Raw genomic sequence first — 17,519 nt, 5'->3', positions numbered from 1 at the left:
TGGGTGAAGTTGGGCTGGGCCTGGCTGCTGCTAGAATGACACGGGTGTATCTCAAGTCGCTGACGCTTAAAGGTTTCAAGTCCTTCGCGTCTGCGACGACCCTGAAATTCGAGCCCGGCATCTGCGCCGTGGTCGGCCCGAATGGATCGGGGAAATCCAACGTCGTCGATGCGCTCGCGTGGGTGATGGGCGAGCAGGGCGCAAAGACGCTGCGCGGCGGAAAGATGGAAGATGTCATCTTCGCCGGCGCAGGCGATCGGAAGCCGCTCGGCCGCGCCGAAGTAACACTGACGATCGACAACTCCGACGGCGCGCTGCCGATTGACTACCGTGAAGTATCGGTTACCAGGCGCATGTTTCGCGACGGCGCCAGCGAGTACGAGATCAACGGTGCAAAAGCCCGACTCATGGACATCCAGGAGCTGCTGTCAGACTCCGGCATCGGTCGTGAAATGCACGTCATCGTGGGGCAGGGGCGACTTGCCCTAATTCTCGAGTCGCGCCCGGAGGATCGGCGTGCCTATATCGAGGAGGCTGCGGGTGTGCTCAAGCACCGCCGCCGCAAGGAAAAAGCCCAACGCAAGCTGGTCAACATGCAGGCGAACCTCGATCGCCTCACCGATCTGACCAAGGAGCTCGGCCGCCAGCTCAAGCCCCTGGCCCGCCAAGCGGAGGCCGCCAAGCGCGCCGCTACGGTTCAGGCGGACCTGCGTGATGCCCGCCTGAAGCTCGCAGGCCACCAGCTCGTCGAGCTGCAAGAAAAGCTCGCCAATACCCAGTCGCAGGCCCAGATGCTTCTCGAGCAGGTCGAAACTCTTACTGAACAGCTCGAGGAAGCGACAGGACACCAGCTCGAAGCCGAACAGGAACTAGCGCTAGCAACACCGGCCGCCGAGCAAGCCCAGCAACTCTGGTTCGAGCTTTCCGCCCTAGCAGAACGCGTGGCTGCCACGATGCGTATCGCCAGGGATCGCGTCGAGGGTCTGCAGATCGTGGAATACCTTGGCCCCGACCCCGATGAGTTGGCCGCTCGCGCCGACCGGGCAGATGCCGAACTCGAGCAACTCGAGCAGGCCGTGGAGATCGCCTCCGAACGTCTCGAAGGAATTCGCGAGGAACGCGCCGACCGCGAGCAGGCTGCCCACGAGGCCGATCGGGAGCATCTCGCTCGGGTGCGTGCGATCGCCGATCGCCGCGAAGGCGTAGTTCGCTTGGTCGCTGCCGAGGAGTCGTTGAGCGCCCAGGTGACAGGCGTTGAGAACGAGATTGCCCGCCACGAGGAGGTGGTGGAACAATCCCGTGCCCGCGTGCGCGCACTCGAACAAGAGCTGCAATCCGTCACCGACGCGCTTGACGAATACGAGGCCGAGGCGGCGAGTGCGCGCGAGGCACATGTGCGCGCTGCTGCCGAGTCGGAGGCCGCCGATAAACGCTTGGAACAACTGCGTGCCCACCAGCGCGATAGGGAACGTGATGTTTCTCGCCTCGAGTCGCGCATTGAAACTTTGCAGTCGACGGTCCCGAACCCAACTCAATCGGGAGAATTTGAGGCGCTGGGCACTTTTGGCACGCTGTCGCAAGCGATGGGGGTGGAGCGAGGATTCGAACAAGCCACCGCAGCGGCCCTAGGCAGTGTCGCCGAAGCGGTCACCGGCGAGCTTGATGAGGTGATTGCTCGTGCGGAAGAGCTCAACATCGCGCGCACCACGTTTATAGAATCCACGCCAGGGCAAGGATGGCGCCTAGATATAGACCTGCCTGCGGGGGTGACCTGGCTACTCGACGCCCTGCGGCTACAACCCCACGTTGAGGCTGCCATCACCCGTCTGCTTGCCGACGTCGTGGTCACCGAATCGCTCGCCCAGGCCAGGGCAGTCATTGAGGCAGAACCACGCCTGCGGGCTGTGACAACCTCGGGAATCCTAGCGGGACATGGCTGGATTCAGCTCGGGAAAACGGTAACGACCTCCGTGGAGATCTTCGCCGACATCGAGCAGGCCACTCAGGCGCTCACACTCGCCCGAGCCCAGCTTGAGGAGCTGTCGGGCACGTTCGATGGTGCCCAGACTGCCGCCAGCGATGCACGAGTCCACGCCGCGCGAGCGACGGCAGCGCTGCGCGATCAGGAGTCGCAGATTCAGGCACTCCAGCGTGACCACGCGCGGCTGTCCAAGCAACTGCAATCGCAGATGCAGGAGCACGAGCGCATCGCGGCGCGCGCTACCGACTCCGACGTTCGGCTTGCACAGCTTAAAGAACAATTGGAGCACACCCGCGACCGGCTTGCCCGTGTCAACGACGACGAGCCAGACCTGGAGCCGTCGACCGCCGAGCGCGACGAGGCCGCCGCGGCGCTAGCCCAGATACGCGCGATGGAGATGGAGGCGAGCCTGGCGCTGCAGTCGGCGCGCGACAAAGCAGATCAGGCGCGCGGACGCGGCGACAGTCTGCGTCGGCAAGCACACCACGAGCGCCAAGCCAAAGCCCGCCACGAGCAGACGATGCAACGCAGGCGGCAACAGGCGGCGTTGGCTGAGGTGGTGGCCCGCAAGTCCAGCGAGGTGGGTGCCCGAGTCGGCGATGCGCTCGAACGTGCTACCGCCGAGCGGGAGCAGGCAGTGGCCGCGCGCAATGCCTGCACAGCAAAAGTCGCCCGAAGTAAGGATGCCGTCCATGCGCTGCGCAGCCAGCTCGATCGCCTTAGTGATAACGCGCATGCCATGGAAATCGCACAATCGCAGGCCCAGGTGCGCATGGAGGAAGCTCAGGCCAAGCTTGTTGAACAACTAGGCATCTCCGTTGCCGACATCTTGCAGGATTACACTCCGGGCCCCGATTTCGATGTGCAGGCCGAAAGAGCCCGCGCGAAGCAGGCCGAAAAGGACCTTACGGCGCTGGGCAAGGTGAACCCCTTGGCCCTCGAGGAGTTCAAGGCCTTAGAGGAACGCTACGAGTTCTTATCCACGCAGCTTGCCGACGTCGAGCAGGCGCGCAAGGACCTGATCGGTGTCATCGACGACGTCGACGATCGAATCCTGCAATTGTTTACCGACGCCTGGCATGATGTGGAGGCTGAATTCCCGAGGGTCTTCGACACGCTGTTCCCGGGTGGCGAAGGCCGCCTGGTGCTTACCGATCCCGATGACATGCTGGCGACAGGCATCGAGGTTGAGGCACGCCCGCCGGGCAAGAAGGTCAAACGGCTTTCGCTGCTGTCCGGCGGCGAGAAGTCGCTGACCGCGCTCGCGATGCTGGTCGCGATCTTTAGGGCGCGCCCGTCGCCGTTCTACGTCATGGACGAGGTCGAGGCCGCGCTTGACGACGTGAACCTGCGCCGCTTGATCGCCCTGTTTGAACAACTGCGCAACGATTCACAGCTCATCGTCATCACCCACCAAAAGCCGACGATGGACGTGGCCAACGTCCTCTATGGCGTGACGATGCGTGGCGACGGCGTGACCAGGGTGATCTCCCAGCGCATGCGCGCTGTGGAGAAGCCTTCCGAGCCACCATTACATGAGCCACCATCACACGAAGCGGCAACCACGAACGCGGACAATGACCACGCGGAAGGCACAAGGTAGGCGCGCTGCAGGCAACCTCTGGGCGTCGGAAAGCACGAATTGGTGCGCACCAGTGCGGTAGCACCGAAGTGCGATCTCGGTTACCCCGGAGCGAAACGGACCCGTCGCTCGTGCTAAAAATGGTGCTTTGTGCTTTAAATTGATGGGTCCACGCCAGCGCCTCGTCAAAGAGTTTCTTAAAGACTCATCTGATTTGCCGCACTGCGGTGGGGGCGCGGTAATGAAACACTGTGAAGCGGACGATAAATCATCTACCCAAGGGGAGAAACACATGAGTGAGCCTGTGCATCCAATCACCGATATGCAGGACAGTCTGTTGGGCTGGGCATCGACCAGCGAGTTAGTCTTGGCACAAAAGCTAGGTGGTGTGGATACCGTCGCACACGTCGGCCTTCGATTGGACGAACTCGAGCGCATCGAACGCCTCTACGGCATCTTCCTTTCCCGCCAGTTAGCGGCAGGCTCCAACCTCAAGGCGCTCATGGGGCTCTCGCCGGCGCTGACGCTCATCGCGCTGGTCTCGCGGGCACAGGAATTAGTTGACCCAGAGCATTTCGCCGCCGAATTCCTAGGCGGATTAGGACTGGATCCGCAAGGTTTCGCCGAAGCTGACCAGCTCATCGAGGAGTTTGTCCCCGGCGCCCTTGATTCCTTCGACCTCATTCACCCAGAAGGACTCGACGTCTTGTCGCTTTTAGCGATTCATGCCGGGCTGCTCAACAACGAACTACCCGGTTTGCTCGAGACGATCGACACGCACCTGCCACTGACCAGCGATGACGAGGCGGATGCAGATGTGTCTGCTGGTGCTGCAACGTCGGCCGACGAAAAGGTAGCAACCTTGCTGCCGGTCATCGGGGCCGCTGCGGGCGAGAATTACTTCGCCACGGCGATCAACCTCGGCGTGGAGTCAGCACGAGAGATCCTGGCAGGTGTGCTAGCGCTGCGCGAGTTTGCCCTCATCCACCCTGACTCATGGTTCGACCGCAACCGTTCGAAGCTGAGCCCCGTCCTGCCAGCGCAGATCGAGGAAACAGTGGCAGGAGAGCTACGTGAGCGTCCAGTGGGCACGGTCAACCGCGAATCCGCCGTGGGCGTGGCCAGCCGCGAAATGCGCCCGCGCATCCTTTTCGACGACAACCGTGGCCGCATCTGCCTGCGTCTGCCCGAGCAGCGCCTCCCCGAAGCCGAAGAGGGGCTGCCCCCCGAGGTGACCTGGCGTGTGTCCGTGGAAGGCACGACGAAGGTGTATCGCACCGGCAGCGTGTGGGGGGACACCTCCGGCTTCTCCGAGTCACTCGACATCACCCTTGATCATCCAGTTCGCGAGGTCACTGTTCAGGACCTGACGCACGGGATCACCTGGACGGTGCCGGTGATCAACTCCGATGACGCGATCCTTATCTTTACGCGCAGCGGCAACAACGTCACCGACAAGGTCAGCCTGCACCACCAATTCCTCCGCGTCATTGTCCCCGAGGAAGTCAGCCTGCGCGACGTCGTTGCCGGTACCGATTTGCTTGCCGACGCCACCAGCGCCGTCGAGGGCTGGGATGGTTGGCGCTGCCACGCCCTTAACGTGGAGTCGGCAGCCTCACTGGCAGCGGTCGCACCGGGGGCTAATGTGTCCATGGATACGGTGCGCTCCATCGACCCGCGCCAGCGCGTCATCTTCCGCAACCCCGGCCAGCCAATCGACTGTCTCAACTCCTCATCCGGCTTGGAGGTGTACAACCAGTCGCTATTGGCAGAGTTCCCGCCGACGTTGTCGGGTCAAACTGAAACCTGGTACCTGTCGATTTCTTCCTACGCAGGAGTGTCCAACGCGGGCGAGGAAATCACCCAGCCAGAACCGTTGGAAGTACCGGCCGAAGGCGGAGTGTTCCATGTGTTCGACCCAGAGCTTTACGACGCCCCGTGGGTGGGCGAGTACCTCGTGCGCGTGCGCGGGCCGCGCAATGAATCCTTCCGCCACGAATTTGCCATCGTGGAAGGCGCGCGCGCTGTCATCGACATCTCGGGGGCAAGCCGATCCTTCCGCATCCCTTCCGGAGGCGGCCTGTCTGATGCAGTTCTCACCATGAAGCCGGGGGAGAAGGAATTCCTCAGCGAACCTGCCACCGTCGTCGTCGGCCCGCTCGACGCCGGCGCTGATTTCTTGGTGGCCACCGAGGAAGGCGACCAACTTCCGCTTCGCTTCAGTCCGCCCCGGCTTACCTTCGAGCTTCCAGTGACGACTGAGCCCCCAATGTGGCGGGCAAGCCGTTTGATGTTGCGTCCCCGTGTGCTTGACCCCGAGGGAAAGCTGCGCATTCGTGCCGCCGGTTCACTCATCGACCCGAAGGTGGCTGTGCGCAACCATCATGGTGCACCTGTGAAGACGACGAAGCTACACTCCAACGACGGAGGGTTTACCTACCTGGCTCCGCTGAAGGGGATCGCCACCTCGGCGGCGGTCATGCCGTCGGGACGTATTGACCTTGAATGGACGGATCCGCGGACCGACCGCCGCGTATCGGTGGCTCTCGCCGACATCCAGAGCACAGCAGAGATTACCGTTTCCGCGGACCCAGACAACCCGAAGCGCCTCGTAGCCCCCGGCGTCGGCGAAAACGTCGGTGCTTGGGTATGGCCGCTGACAGCACCGTGGGCGCCGGCGCGCACCCTCGCAGTGGCCAATGAGGCAATCGAACTTCCCGATTCCTTGGTGGGCGCGGGCGCGCTCGCCGTGAGCCTGCATACCCTCGATCGCTTCATGACGCTGCACGCCCCAGTCGCCCCAGGCGAATCGGCGTTCATCATCAATCAGGAGGGCTACTTCGCCGACCCGGATCCACAACTGAAAGACCTGGCTGCATTCTTGTCTGGTGCAAGCGAGGAGGTGCCGACAGACGCCAGCGTCATGCCGCTGTTGTGGGACATGGTCACCATGGGGCAGGCAACCGGACCTGCCCGCAAGGCGGTCCATGCCGTGCTACGCGCGCAGCCGTTCGCAGCGCTTGCGGGCTTATCGAACAGTCTGGTGCCCGCCGAGAAACAGCCCGGTAAGATTGTGGAAACCTCGTTGGCACGCTGTGTGTTCTTGTCAGAGGACACCGATGGCGAGGCGGAGGATTTCCACCGAGCCACGTGGATCGGCGCCTTGGAAATCATGGGCGAGATCGACCGCATTCTCAGTCAAGAGCCCGAGGACGACCCAGCGGAGTTGCCTGCCAATCCGAAGGCGCGCAAGTTGGCCGACTCGGTCGTAGCGGCGTTTGCCGCTCGAGCCATCAACCCGCAGGTCAAGGCGCTTTTGGCACAGCTATCGGAGCTGGCGGGTGACAACCTCATCGATATTTTGCGAACCGGCCGCGACACCACCTTGGACACCGCCTGTATCGACCGTTCCACCGTGGCAATCGCCAGCATGGACGCGGCCCAGCAAAGAAACCTCCTGGATATGTTCTTCGCAGGCGCCAACATCGTTCCGGGCGCGATCATGGATGATGGCTCGCGTCTTCTGGCTGTTTTTGAGACTTTCAATCACCGTGAGCAGTTGTCACGCCTGCTTTCGAGCGAATCCCTCATCCAGCCGGCGGTTACTTTGTTGCGCACATTGCGCAGCACGAATCGCACCTTGTACGCGATGGCCCGCGTTCGTTTCGACAAGCTCGATGGGGTAGATACCGATGCCCGGGACAACGTCTGGTCGCTGGCACCGGTGGTCTCGCTCGTGCTCGCCCTCGCTGCCCGCATGCACGCCCACGGCCTCATTACCTCCACGAAGACCCTGGATGCAGTCACAGGTGGTTGGGCAAAACTGGCTGACATCGTCCCAGATCTGGTCACCTCCGATCTCGTGTCTGCCGAAGCTATGGTCTTGGCCGTCAAACACCAAGGAATTGGCGGCTAATACCGACTGGTTACGGTTGCGGTGACCACCTCCCGCCCACTTTTTGAGCAGCGTGGTTATCGTGCCCTCCCCTCACATGAACTCTGTCGTCTGCTCATGTGGGGGCGTTAAAGGTGTAAATGCTTGCCGTTAATGCCAGTATGGATGGCATGAATACCTCTGTGATTATCGGCATCGTTGTCGCCGTGGTGGTGTTGGCCGTCGTAGTCTTGGTCGTGGGACTCAACCGCAACAAGGCCAAGAAGGTCAGCTTCACTCCAAAGGAAGAAAAGGAACAAAAGGAACTCACCCAGCAGGAAAAGTCTGGAAATTACCAAGCCCAAGGGGGGTTCAACTTCGCTCCCGCCAAGCCGGAGCCCGAAAAGATCCCGGTTTCCCCGCCGCTGCAGACCCCAGGCGGTAGCACGCTTAACGACGTAGCCAGCGCGCAGCCACACAAGGACGATGAGGCCGCGCCGGGTACCTTCGAACAGCTGGAGGAATTCACTCCCGATCCAACTCCGGAAGACCACCCTCAGGAGAGGGCTGTTGCCGACGCCGAAGCACAGGCAGCAGCACAGGCAGAAAAGGAGGCTAAGGCAGAAGCAGAGGCAGCACCGCGTCGCCTAACCGAGAAAGAGGAAGCGGAGAAGAAGGCCGCCGAGGCCAAGGCGGCGAAAGAGGCAGCAGAAGAAAAAGCGCGCAGCGAGGCAGAGGCCCAGGCCCAGGCTGAAGCTCAGGCCGCCCAGGACGCTGCAGAAGCGGAGGCCAAGGCCAAAGCTGAGGCAGAGGCTCGTCGGGTAGCCAAGGAAAAGGCCGCCGCAGAAGAAGCCGCAAAAGAAAAGGCAGCAGCCGAGGCGGCGGCAAAGGCTGCCGAGCAAGCACGCCTGAAGGCCGAGGCCGAGGCGAAGGCCGCTGCGGAGGAAGAGGCGAAGGCGGAGGCACAGGCGAAAGAAGCTGCTGAAGCGGCTGCTGCGGCAGCTGCTGTTGCGGAGGCGGCTGCGTCGGCAAGGCACGAAGTGGATGCACCGACCCAGCCCACACCGACCTCGGCGGGCACCGAGCTTGACGAAATTGATCCGGCGGCAGGTCGCCTCGGGCGTTTGCGTGGTCGCCTGTCGCGTTCGCAAAACGTGTTCGGCAAGTCTGTCTTGGGCATGATCTCAGCAGGCGACCTTGACGACGATGCCTGGGAAGACATCGAGGATCAGCTCGTGCAGGCTGATCTGGGCTCTGGAACGACCGCCACCGTCGTCGATGAGCTGCGTGAGATGATCGCCGAGCGTGGCGTTACCAGCGAGGCGGAGGCGCGCGCGATGCTGCGCGAATGCCTCATTAAGGCTGCGCATCCCGAGATGGACCGTTCCATCAAAGCCATGCCGTATGAGGGCAAGCCGGCCGTCATCCTCGTTGTCGGTGTCAATGGCACAGGAAAGACGACCACCACCGGCAAGCTTGCGCGCGTATTGGTGTCGATGGGGCACAGCGTGGTGCTCGGTGCGGCCGATACCTTCCGTGCGGCGGCAGCCGACCAGCTCGAAACGTGGGGTCGACGGGTAGGCGCGGTGACGGTGCGTGGCAAGGAAGGCGCCGATCCCGCATCGGTGGCTTTCGACGCAGTCAGCGAGGGAATTAGTCGCGGTGCCGACGTCGTGCTTATTGATACCGCCGGACGCCTGCACAACTCCGCTAACCTCATGGACCAGCTTGGCAAGGTCAAACGAGTGGTCGAAAAGAAGACAGTGGTCGACGAAGTTCTGCTCGTACTTGACGCCACCACCGGCCAAAATGGCATGATGCAGGCCAAGGAGTTTGCCAAGGCGGTACAAATCACTGGTGTCGCCTTGACGAAGCTCGACGGCACCGCGAAGGGCGGCATTGTCTTTAGTGTTCAAAACGAGCTCGGGGTGCCCGTGAAACTCGTGGGGCTCGGCGAAGGTGCCGACCACCTTGCGCCGTTTGAGGTTGAAGGATTCGTGGATGCCTTACTCGGTGGGGTGTAATCCGATTGCATCTTCCTAAGCATTGCGCGGGGAGACCGCGAGGATGCTTATCCCTTGGCTTAGGGTAATTGTTTACTGGCAGCGTGGCGACGTTTATTGTGCGTCGGCACGCTGCTTTTTGTTGCTCAGGCGTGCCCAAGTTGGAACGGTTGTTGGAGGGAAGTATCGTTTTGCCTTCCGCTGCGGGGCGGGGCAGGGGTAGCGCGGGGGGATGTTACCCAGTCGCTTCATGCTGGACCGGCGGGAGGAAAGAAGGTTTGTATCTAGTGACCGATAGGTAATCTGAGCTGCGGTGATGGTCGGGGTGGCCAGGTTCCGGTGGGGTGCTGGGGTTTCAATGTCGAGTGACGGTCCTCGCAATTATCGGTTGTTTTATAGAAATTTATATCTGTTGGTCTATAGTTAAAAACCGTGAGGACGCCGAAAAGGGCGTGGCCAGCAACAGATTCGACCCTGCTTAGCCGCACTTCATGCCTAGGTGGGACGACCGAATTTCGGGCCACACTCACGAGTAGCGAAATCAAAAAAAATAGGTGAGGGCGCATCAAGCGTCTTCAGAGTGTTAAGAGAAGGGGAGGCCCCGACATGACTCCAGATGATGTCGCATTGGCTTCAGGAAACTCAAGCTGGATGCTGATCTCAGCATCACTCGTTTTGCTCATGACCCCCGCACTGGCTTTCTTCTACGGTGGTATGTCCCGGCAGAAGTCCGTGCTGAATATGATGATGATGTCCTTCGGTACATTGGGACTGGTATCGGTCATTTACGTCCTGTGGGGCTGGTCGATGTCCTACGGTACGCAGGACGTCGCAGGAATCTTCGCCAATCCCTTCGAGTTCTTCGGCCTGAAGGATTCCATTACTGACGCCGACGGCAACTACATTGCAGGCGCTGCCGGCTACGCCAACATTATCGACGTCGGATTCCAGCTCACCTTCGCGGTTATCTCGACGGCACTGATTTCTGGTGCTCTCGCCGAGCGCGTGAAGTTTAGCTCCTGGATGGTGTTCGCCGGTTTGTGGGCAACGTTTGTCTACTTCCCGCTGGCACACATGGTCTGGGGCGGCGGCCTTCTCGGACACGCTGAGACCGGCTTTGCGGCATGGATGTTCGGCACGACCGACGGCGAGGCAAACATCGCTCCGATCGACTTCGCCGGTGGCACCGTCGTCCACATCTCCGCAGGTATCACCGCGCTGGTTCTGGCCTTGATCATCGGCAAGCGCCGCAGCTTCCCACGCGTGCCACAGCGCCCGCACAACCTCCCATTCGTCATGCTCGGCGCGGCCCTGCTGTGGTTTGGATGGTTTGGCTTTAACGGCGGTTCCGCTTTTGCCGCCGACGGCCTGGCTGGCCTGGCGTGGGTCAACACCACCGCCGCAACGGCTGCCGCGATGCTGGGCTGGCTGCTGGTTGAAAAGATCCGCGACGGTCACGCCACCTCGCTGGGTGCCGCCTCCGGCATTGTCGCGGGTCTGGTTGCCATCACCCCGGCAGCAGGTGCCCTGACCCCGGTGACCTCCATCATCTTAGGTGCTATCGGCGGTGTCCTCTCCGCCTACGGTGTTGGCCTAAAGTACAAGTTCGGCTTCGATGACTCCTTGGACGTTGTCGGCGTGCACCTGGTCGCTGGACTGTGGGGCACCATCGGCGTCGGCCTCCTCGCGGACGGCTCCGGCCTCTTGACCGGCGGCGGCGCAGACGGCTTCAAGCTCTTCGTGGTTCAGATCGTCATCGCCCTGGTCGCCTGCATCTTCGCTGGCGTTATCGCAGCGATTATCGCTTACGCCATCAAGGCCACCATGGGCTGGCGGGTTACCGATGAAGAAGAGTCCTTCGGCATCGACTTCCACCAGCACGGTGAATCCGCCTACGACACCGCAGGGCCCGAGATTCGCTAAGCGCACACACTTGCCTTCCTCAGTACATCCCTTCCGTACAATCCCAACTCTGGGGAAGGCATGCTAACTTCAAAAACTCACTTGTCACATCCCGCTACCTGGCGGTCGCCAGGTAGCCGTCGGAAAGCGCGGAAGCGTAACCGTCACATGCGTAACTGTTACGGAAACCCACAGGCGGCGGGGCGTGAATGAAACTAGAGATTCGATGTCACATCGTAGGTGTTCATGCGTAAGCTGTGAACAGCACGTATTGTGGAATGCATGCGGATCACGCTGGGCAGTCGTGAAACACCGCGGCTGCTAAGCCCCAGGCGATCTTAAGTTGGAGGCTGACAATCCCGTGTTCGCCTGCGCGGGGAGATTGCCTCACAAACTTATTAACTCAAGGAGACTTTTATGAAGCTCGTGACAGCCATCGTTAAGCCTTTTACCCTCAGCGACATTAAGGATGCTCTCGAGCAGGTCGGCGTTCATGGTATGACCGTGACCGAGACGCAGGGCTTCGGTCAGCAGAAGGGTCACACCGAGGTCTACCGCGGCGCAGAATACGCCGTCGATTTCGTGCCGAAGGTGAAGCTGGAGATCGTCATTGATGACGCCGCAGTCGAAGAGGTCATCACCGCCATCGTCGACACCGCCCACACGGGCAAGATCGGTGACGGCAAGGTGTGGGTCACCCCGGTCGAGGAGCTGGTTCGCGTCCGCACCGGCGAGCGCGGTAGCTCTGCCATCTAGTTAGAACTTGCTCGTGCTTGAAGGCGCATGCTTGCCGACGCCCTACGCAGCCATCGTGCAGCGTATGTGCCCCCGCTTGCGCTTTGAGAAAGTACCGCAGGGAAAACTTTCCATGCAGAAGGACAATAGTTAGAAAAGTGAACACCACCTTCTACCCAGCCCAGCTGAGGACCGAGGCCAACAACAAGGCCTTGTCCCTGCTGGGTTCTTTGGTTTTACCCCCTGGCACAGCCTTGGCAGCCACCGGCTCGCTCGCCCGCGACGAGATGACCCCGTACTCCGACCTCGATCTGGTCCTCATTCACTCGGGCGACCTCGAACAAGCAGAAGTCGAACAAGTGTGGTACCCGATCTGGGATGCCAAGATGCGCCTGGACTACTCCGTGCGCACCCCTGACGAGTGCGCGGCCATGATATCCGAGGACGCGACAGCAGCACTTGCCCTACTCGACCTGCGTCATGTGGCGGGCGACGAGGAGCTTTCGCTGAAGACGCGACGAATGGTGCTCGACACCTGGCGGCGTGAAGTAAAGAAGAACTTCAACTCTGTCGTCGATACGGCCATCGCCAGGTGGCGTCGCTCCGGCTCAGTGGTGACGATGACGCGCCCCGACCTCAAACACGGCCGGGGTGGACTGCGCGACCTCGATCTCATCAACGCCCTCGCGCTGGCCAACCTCTGCAACCGCGCCCAGCTTGACGACGAACGGCGCCTCCTGCTCGACACTCGAACGCTGTTACACATGCACGCCGGTCGCTCCCGCGATGTGCTTGATCCTGAGTTTGCCGTGGATGTCGCGTTGGACCTCGGCTACGCCGACCGCTACGAGCTATCGCGCGCGCTTGCGCAGGCATCCAAACGCATCGACGACGAGTTGACTACCTCCCTCAACCTCGCCCGCAACGTGTTGCCTCGCCGAACCGGTATCCGACGCACCGTCCGCAGGCCCATCGACGCGGACGTCGTCGACGTGGACGGGGAGATCACGCTCTCGCGCAAGCCTGATCTCACTGACCCCGGCCTACCGCTGCGCGTGGCCGCCGCGGCATCACGCACGGGCTTGCCCGTGACCGAGGCGACGTGGAAGAGACTGCAGACGGTGCCACCGCTTCCCGAGCGCTTGACCCCCGTGGTCGCCAGCGACTTTATCACGGTGTTGAGCTCCTCAGAAAACACTGCCCGGGTGGTGGCCAAGCTCGAAGAATATGGACTGTGGGACGGCCTGGTTCCAGAGTGGGAGCACATTCGAGGGCTCATGCCTCGCGAACCCATCCACATTCACACCATCGACCAGCACTCGCTGGTGGTGGTCGCCAACTGTGCCGCCCAGGGCGTCAATGTTGCCCGCCCTGACTTGCTCTACCTTGCGGCGCTCTACCACGACATCGGAAAGGGTTATGATCGCCCGCACGAGGAGGTCGGTGCCGAGTTCGTCAAGCGGGCGGCGCAACGTTTGGGGCTTAGCCCTCAGGACGAGCGGGTAGTGGAAACGCTCGTCGCGCAGCACACCCGCATCCCGCAGATCGCGACCACCATGGACCCTACCTCCGATGAGGCGCTGGCTGCCATGCTCGACGCGCTCGGCTACGACGTGCTGACCGTCGATCTCATGGAAGCACTGGTGGAGGCCGACTCGCTGGGTACTGGTCCTGGCGTGTTTAGCCCAGCACTGCGTATGGGCTTGCGCACCCTGTGCTCGCGCGCGCGGGCGCGCCTGAACCGCATCACCCCAACCCCGCCGGTGGTGACCACCTCTGGTCCGCTGACCTTGGCCGTCGATAAGCGAAGGGCAATGACCTCTGAGGCCGAAACGACGGCAACGCTCGGCTGGCGAGGAAGCTATCTGCGGGAAAGCGTGCGCGTCTTTGCCATCTTGGCGAATAAGAGCTGGAACATTGACGAGGCCAGCCTCGTCGTGCATCCGGAGGACGCCGATGTGCCCGACGACCGGCGCGTCGAGCTGTCGATGCGCGTATACAACACGCTCGGCACCGGCTACGACGAAGACGAGCTGCGCCAGACCTACCTGTCCGGGGTGTTTTCCGCGATCCCGCCGATCGGGGGAGGGCTAACTGCCACCTTCTGGGACGAGGACGTCCTCGAGGTTCGGACCACCGATCGGCGTGGCGCGCTCGGCACTCTCATCGGGGTGTTGCCGCGGCTTCGATGGCTGAAAATGCACAACCCCGGCGCCACCATGATCGTCCAGTGTGCCCTCGAGCCGGGCTTCGACCGCGCCGTCGTGGAGCGGGAAGTGTCCAAAGCGCTGGCAAACCGCTAGCATGTATGTGTTTAGCTTGTTTGCGCTTGCCGACGCCTACGGTGGCTTACGCGAGGTCAATTAATAAGGAGTAGGAAACCGTGTTTGAGTCATTGTCCGATCGTCTCGGCCAAGCCCTGTCCGGACTGCGTTCCAAGGGCAAGGTGACAGAGGCCGATATCAACGCAGTGGCTCGTGAGATCCGTCTCGCCCTGCTCGAGGCCGACGTCTCGCTGCCCGTGGTACGCGGCTTCATCAAACGCATCAAGGAGCGCGCGCTCGGCGTGGAGGTCTCCAAGGCCCTCAACCCGGCCGAACAGATCATCAAGATCGTCGACCAGGAGCTCACGGAGATCCTGGGCGGGGAGACCCGCCGTCTGAACCTTGCGAAGAATCCGCCGACGGTGATCATGCTCGCCGGCCTCCAGGGCGCAGGTAAGACAACCTTGGCCGGAAAGCTGGCCAAATACCTCACCGAGCAGGGGCACACCCCGATGCTGGTGGCGTGTGACCTGCAGCGCCCGGGCGCCGTCCAGCAGCTCCAGATCGTCGGCGAGCGTGCGGGCGTTCCCACCTTTGCCCCCGACCCCGGCACCTCCATTGACTCCCTCGAGCACGAGATGGGCACCTCCCACGGCGACCCCGTGGCCGTAGCACAGGCCGGTATCGAGGAGGCGCGCCGTCAGCAACGCGACGTCGTCATCGTCGATACCGCCGGCCGCTTGGGCATCGACGAGGTGCTTATGACCCAGGCCCGCAACATCCGCGACGCCATCAACCCCGACGAGGTGCTCTTCGTCATCGACGCCATGATCGGCCAGGACGCGGTGAACACCGCCCAGGCCTTCCGTGATGGCGTGGACTTTACCGGTGTTGTTTTGACCAAGCTCGACGGCGATGCCCGCGGCGGTGCGGCCCTGTCAATCCGCGAGGTCACCGGCAAGCCCATTTTGTTTGCCTCCACGGGCGAGAAGCTGGAGGACTTCGATGTCTTCCACCCGCAGCGCATGTCCAGCCGCATCCTCGGTATGGGCGACGTGCTCACCCTTATCGAGCAGGCTGAAAAGACCCTCGATCAGGAACAGGCTCTGGAGACCGCGCAGAAGCTTGGCACGGGTGAGCTGACGCTGGAGGACTTCCTTAACCAGATGCTCATGATCCGGCGCATGGGCCCCATTGGCAACATCTTGAAGATGCTGCCGGGTGGCAAGCAGATGAACCAGATTGCCGACATGGTCGATGAGAAGCAGCTTGACCGTGTGCAAGCCATCATCCGAGGCATGACTCCTGCCGAGCGCGAGGATCCCAAGATCTTGAACGCTTCGCGCCGCAAGCGCATCGCCAACGGATCCGGCGTGAGCGTCGCTGAGGTCAACCAGCTGGTCGAGCGCTTCTTCGAGGCTAAGAAGATGATGGGCAAGATGGCCGGTCAGATGGGCATGGGGCCTATGGGGCGTTCGGCCACCAAGAAGAAGCCCAAGGGGCGCAAGGGCAAAAATGGCAAGCGTAAGCCGGTCAAGCAGCGCCAGCAGATGCCCGGCATGGGTGCTGGCATGCCCAATATGGCCGAGCTGCAAAAAATGCAGGAGCAGATGGGCATGGGCGGTGGCATGCCGGGCCTCGGCGGCATGAAGCTGCCGAAGGGGCTAGAAAACATCGACCTCAATAACCTCGATTTTGGACAGGGCAAGAAGTAATTTCTTTGCTTTCCGACGTCTACAGGTTGGCAGCCCCAACCGCCCACGTTCGCCTTTTTGGAGTTCGTGGGCGGTGCTGTGTATAGTTGGCGAGGTTGGGCTTTGGCGGGTTTGCCGCATGAGGTTCAACGCATAAATCATTCATGCTGCGTATTGCCGCTCAACGACTACGGTCGCACGGTGGAGTCACACGCAGTGAAATCCAAGGGTTGAACCGGCCGTCGCACTCCTGCGGCGGTGACTGTACTGCCCAGTGACCCAAAAGAGGTTTTTACCATGGCTGTTAAGATCAAGCTTCAGCGCCTCGGCAAGATCCGTACTCCGCACTACCGCGTGGTCGTTGCCGACTCCCGCACTCGCCGCGATGGCAAGGTCATCGAGAACATCGGCATCTACGAGCCGAAGCAGGATCCGTCCGTTATCAAGATCGACTCCGAGCGTGCACAGTACTGGCTGGGCGTTGGCGCACAGCCGACCGAGCCTGTCCTCGCCCTGCTCAAGGTGACCGGCGACTGGCAGAAGTTCAAGGGCCTCGAGGGTGCCGAGGGCACTCTGAAGGTTGCCGAGCCGAAGCCTTCCAAGCTCGAGCTGTTCAACCAGGCGCTGGCCGAGGCCAACGAGGGTCCGACCGCCGAGGCTATCACCGAGAAGCGTCGCAAGGCCAAGGAAGAGGCTGCTGCTAAGGCTGAGGCTGCTGCCGCCGCAGAGGCTGAGGCTGCTTCCGAAGAGGCCGCTGAGGAAGCACCTGCCGAGGACGCAGAGTAAATACTCGTCGCGACACCTCACGCGGGCGAAGTCGATCATCGCGATCGCTTCGCCCGCCTTTGTTATTTCTCACCGCTGTGCTTTTCGCCAGTGAGCATCGTAAGCAGCAAGACGTTAGTGTCCTCAACCCCAGAAAGCTGCGGGGCGCAGACCACCTCGTGGGCAACATAGGCGGTCAGGTGGACCACTGTGCCAGGCGTGAGATGGACCTCTTGGCCTTGGCATCCAAATTGCAACGCTCCCTTGACGCACTCGACGGTGATGGGGTGCGCAGCCTTATGCTCCTTGAGGGCTTGCCCCGGAGTGAAGGTAAACAGGATCACGTTGGCACCGTCGCCCTGGAGATAGCGCACAGCCGACGGGCGAGACTTGTCTGGCTGAGGCACGGGGGCTGCGGTGGCAGTTTTGATAACTGTCATTTGACCATCAGGGGAGTCTGCTCGAACGCTGGGTTGTCCGAAGGTGCTGGGGGTGTTGGTGGGAAGCCCTAGAGGTTGTTGACTCATGGAAAGATCCTTTCGATGAAAGTGTGGCGACAATCTTGTACCTAGACTTCCATATCACACGCGGCATGGCGCGATCTTGGTGCACCGAAGGCGAGCGCGCTGGCATGAAAGGCGCTTCGCCGTACGGGCGCGGTGGGCGTCGGCAAGCAAAAGTCAAGGACTTGCGCTGTGCAACCCCGGGAGTCGTCAGCG

Annotated in this window: 9 protein-coding genes; 8 read left to right on the top strand and 1 reads right to left on the bottom strand. The window is 61.7% G+C overall.

Annotation, left to right across the window (positions count from 1 at the left end; genetic code table 11):
* The first annotated feature begins 44 nt into the window (after positions 1-44).
* The 8 genes from smc to rpsP all read left to right on the top strand — a co-directional run bounded on the left by smc (position 45) and on the right by rpsP (position 16,821).
* Entirely contained in the window at positions 45-3,584 is a 3,540-nt protein-coding gene (gene smc / locus PAB09_RS08525) for a chromosome segregation protein SMC (protein ID WP_271033257.1), read from the top strand.
* 271 nt (positions 3,585-3,855) lie between these two features.
* Positions 3,856-7,479 carry a hypothetical protein gene (locus PAB09_RS08520; RefSeq protein WP_271033256.1) on the top strand — a complete coding sequence of 1,208 codons (3,624 nt, stop codon included), beginning with the start codon at positions 3,856-3,858 and terminating at the stop codon, positions 7,477-7,479.
* Between the two features lie 140 nt (positions 7,480-7,619).
* A complete protein-coding gene (gene ftsY / locus PAB09_RS08515; protein WP_271035349.1) occupies positions 7,620-9,461 on the top strand; it encodes a signal recognition particle-docking protein FtsY in 1,842 nt (613 codons plus the stop codon).
* A 585-nt stretch (positions 9,462-10,046) separates the two neighbouring features.
* Positions 10,047-11,363: an ammonium transporter gene (locus PAB09_RS08510; RefSeq protein WP_271033255.1), complete on the top strand. Its 1,317-nt coding sequence runs from the start codon at positions 10,047-10,049 to the stop codon at positions 11,361-11,363.
* Between the two features lie 396 nt (positions 11,364-11,759).
* Positions 11,760-12,098, top strand: a complete 339-nt coding sequence (glnK, locus tag PAB09_RS08505; RefSeq protein ID WP_271033254.1) for a P-II family nitrogen regulator GlnK — start codon at positions 11,760-11,762, stop codon at positions 12,096-12,098.
* Between the two features lie 137 nt (positions 12,099-12,235).
* Positions 12,236-14,380 (top strand): [protein-PII] uridylyltransferase, encoded by a 2,145-nt coding sequence (locus PAB09_RS08500; RefSeq protein ID WP_271033253.1) that lies wholly within the window; start codon positions 12,236-12,238, stop codon positions 14,378-14,380.
* 80 nt (positions 14,381-14,460) lie between these two features.
* Positions 14,461-16,056, top strand: coding sequence for a signal recognition particle protein (gene ffh, locus PAB09_RS08495; protein WP_271033252.1), 1,596 nt, complete (start codon positions 14,461-14,463; stop codon positions 16,054-16,056).
* Between the two features lie 276 nt (positions 16,057-16,332).
* Positions 16,333-16,821, top strand: coding sequence for a 30S ribosomal protein S16 (gene rpsP / locus PAB09_RS08490; protein ID WP_271033251.1), 489 nt, complete (start codon positions 16,333-16,335; stop codon positions 16,819-16,821).
* A 62-nt stretch (positions 16,822-16,883) separates the two neighbouring features.
* Here the strand turns inward: rpsP and PAB09_RS08485 are convergent, their stop codons facing one another.
* A complete protein-coding gene (locus PAB09_RS08485) occupies positions 16,884-17,327 on the bottom strand; it encodes a cupin domain-containing protein (protein WP_271033250.1) in 444 nt (147 codons plus the stop codon).
* Positions 17,328-17,519: the final 192 nt, after the last annotated feature.

It is taken from the genome of Corynebacterium sp. SCR221107, from assembly GCF_027886475.1.
Lineage (GTDB): Bacteria > Actinomycetota > Actinomycetes > Mycobacteriales > Mycobacteriaceae > Corynebacterium.
Note: the sequence above shows the minus strand (reverse complement) of the source record. Positions and strands in the feature narration are given on the sequence as shown.

Coding starts and splice junctions, on each gene's coding strand:
- rpsP (WP_271033251.1), top strand. CDS start 16,333: ATGGCTGTTAAGATCAAGCTTCAGCGCCTCGGCAAGATCCGTACTCCG.
- ftsY (WP_271035349.1), top strand. CDS start 7,620: ATGGATGGCATGAATACCTCTGTGATTATCGGCATCGTTGTCGCCGTG.
- glnK (WP_271033254.1), top strand. CDS start 11,760: ATGAAGCTCGTGACAGCCATCGTTAAGCCTTTTACCCTCAGCGACATT.
- PAB09_RS08520 (WP_271033256.1), top strand. CDS start 3,856: ATGAGTGAGCCTGTGCATCCAATCACCGATATGCAGGACAGTCTGTTG.
- PAB09_RS08510 (WP_271033255.1), top strand. CDS start 10,047: ATGACTCCAGATGATGTCGCATTGGCTTCAGGAAACTCAAGCTGGATG.
- PAB09_RS08485 (WP_271033250.1), bottom strand. CDS start 17,327: ATGAGTCAACAACCTCTAGGGCTTCCCACCAACACCCCCAGCACCTTC.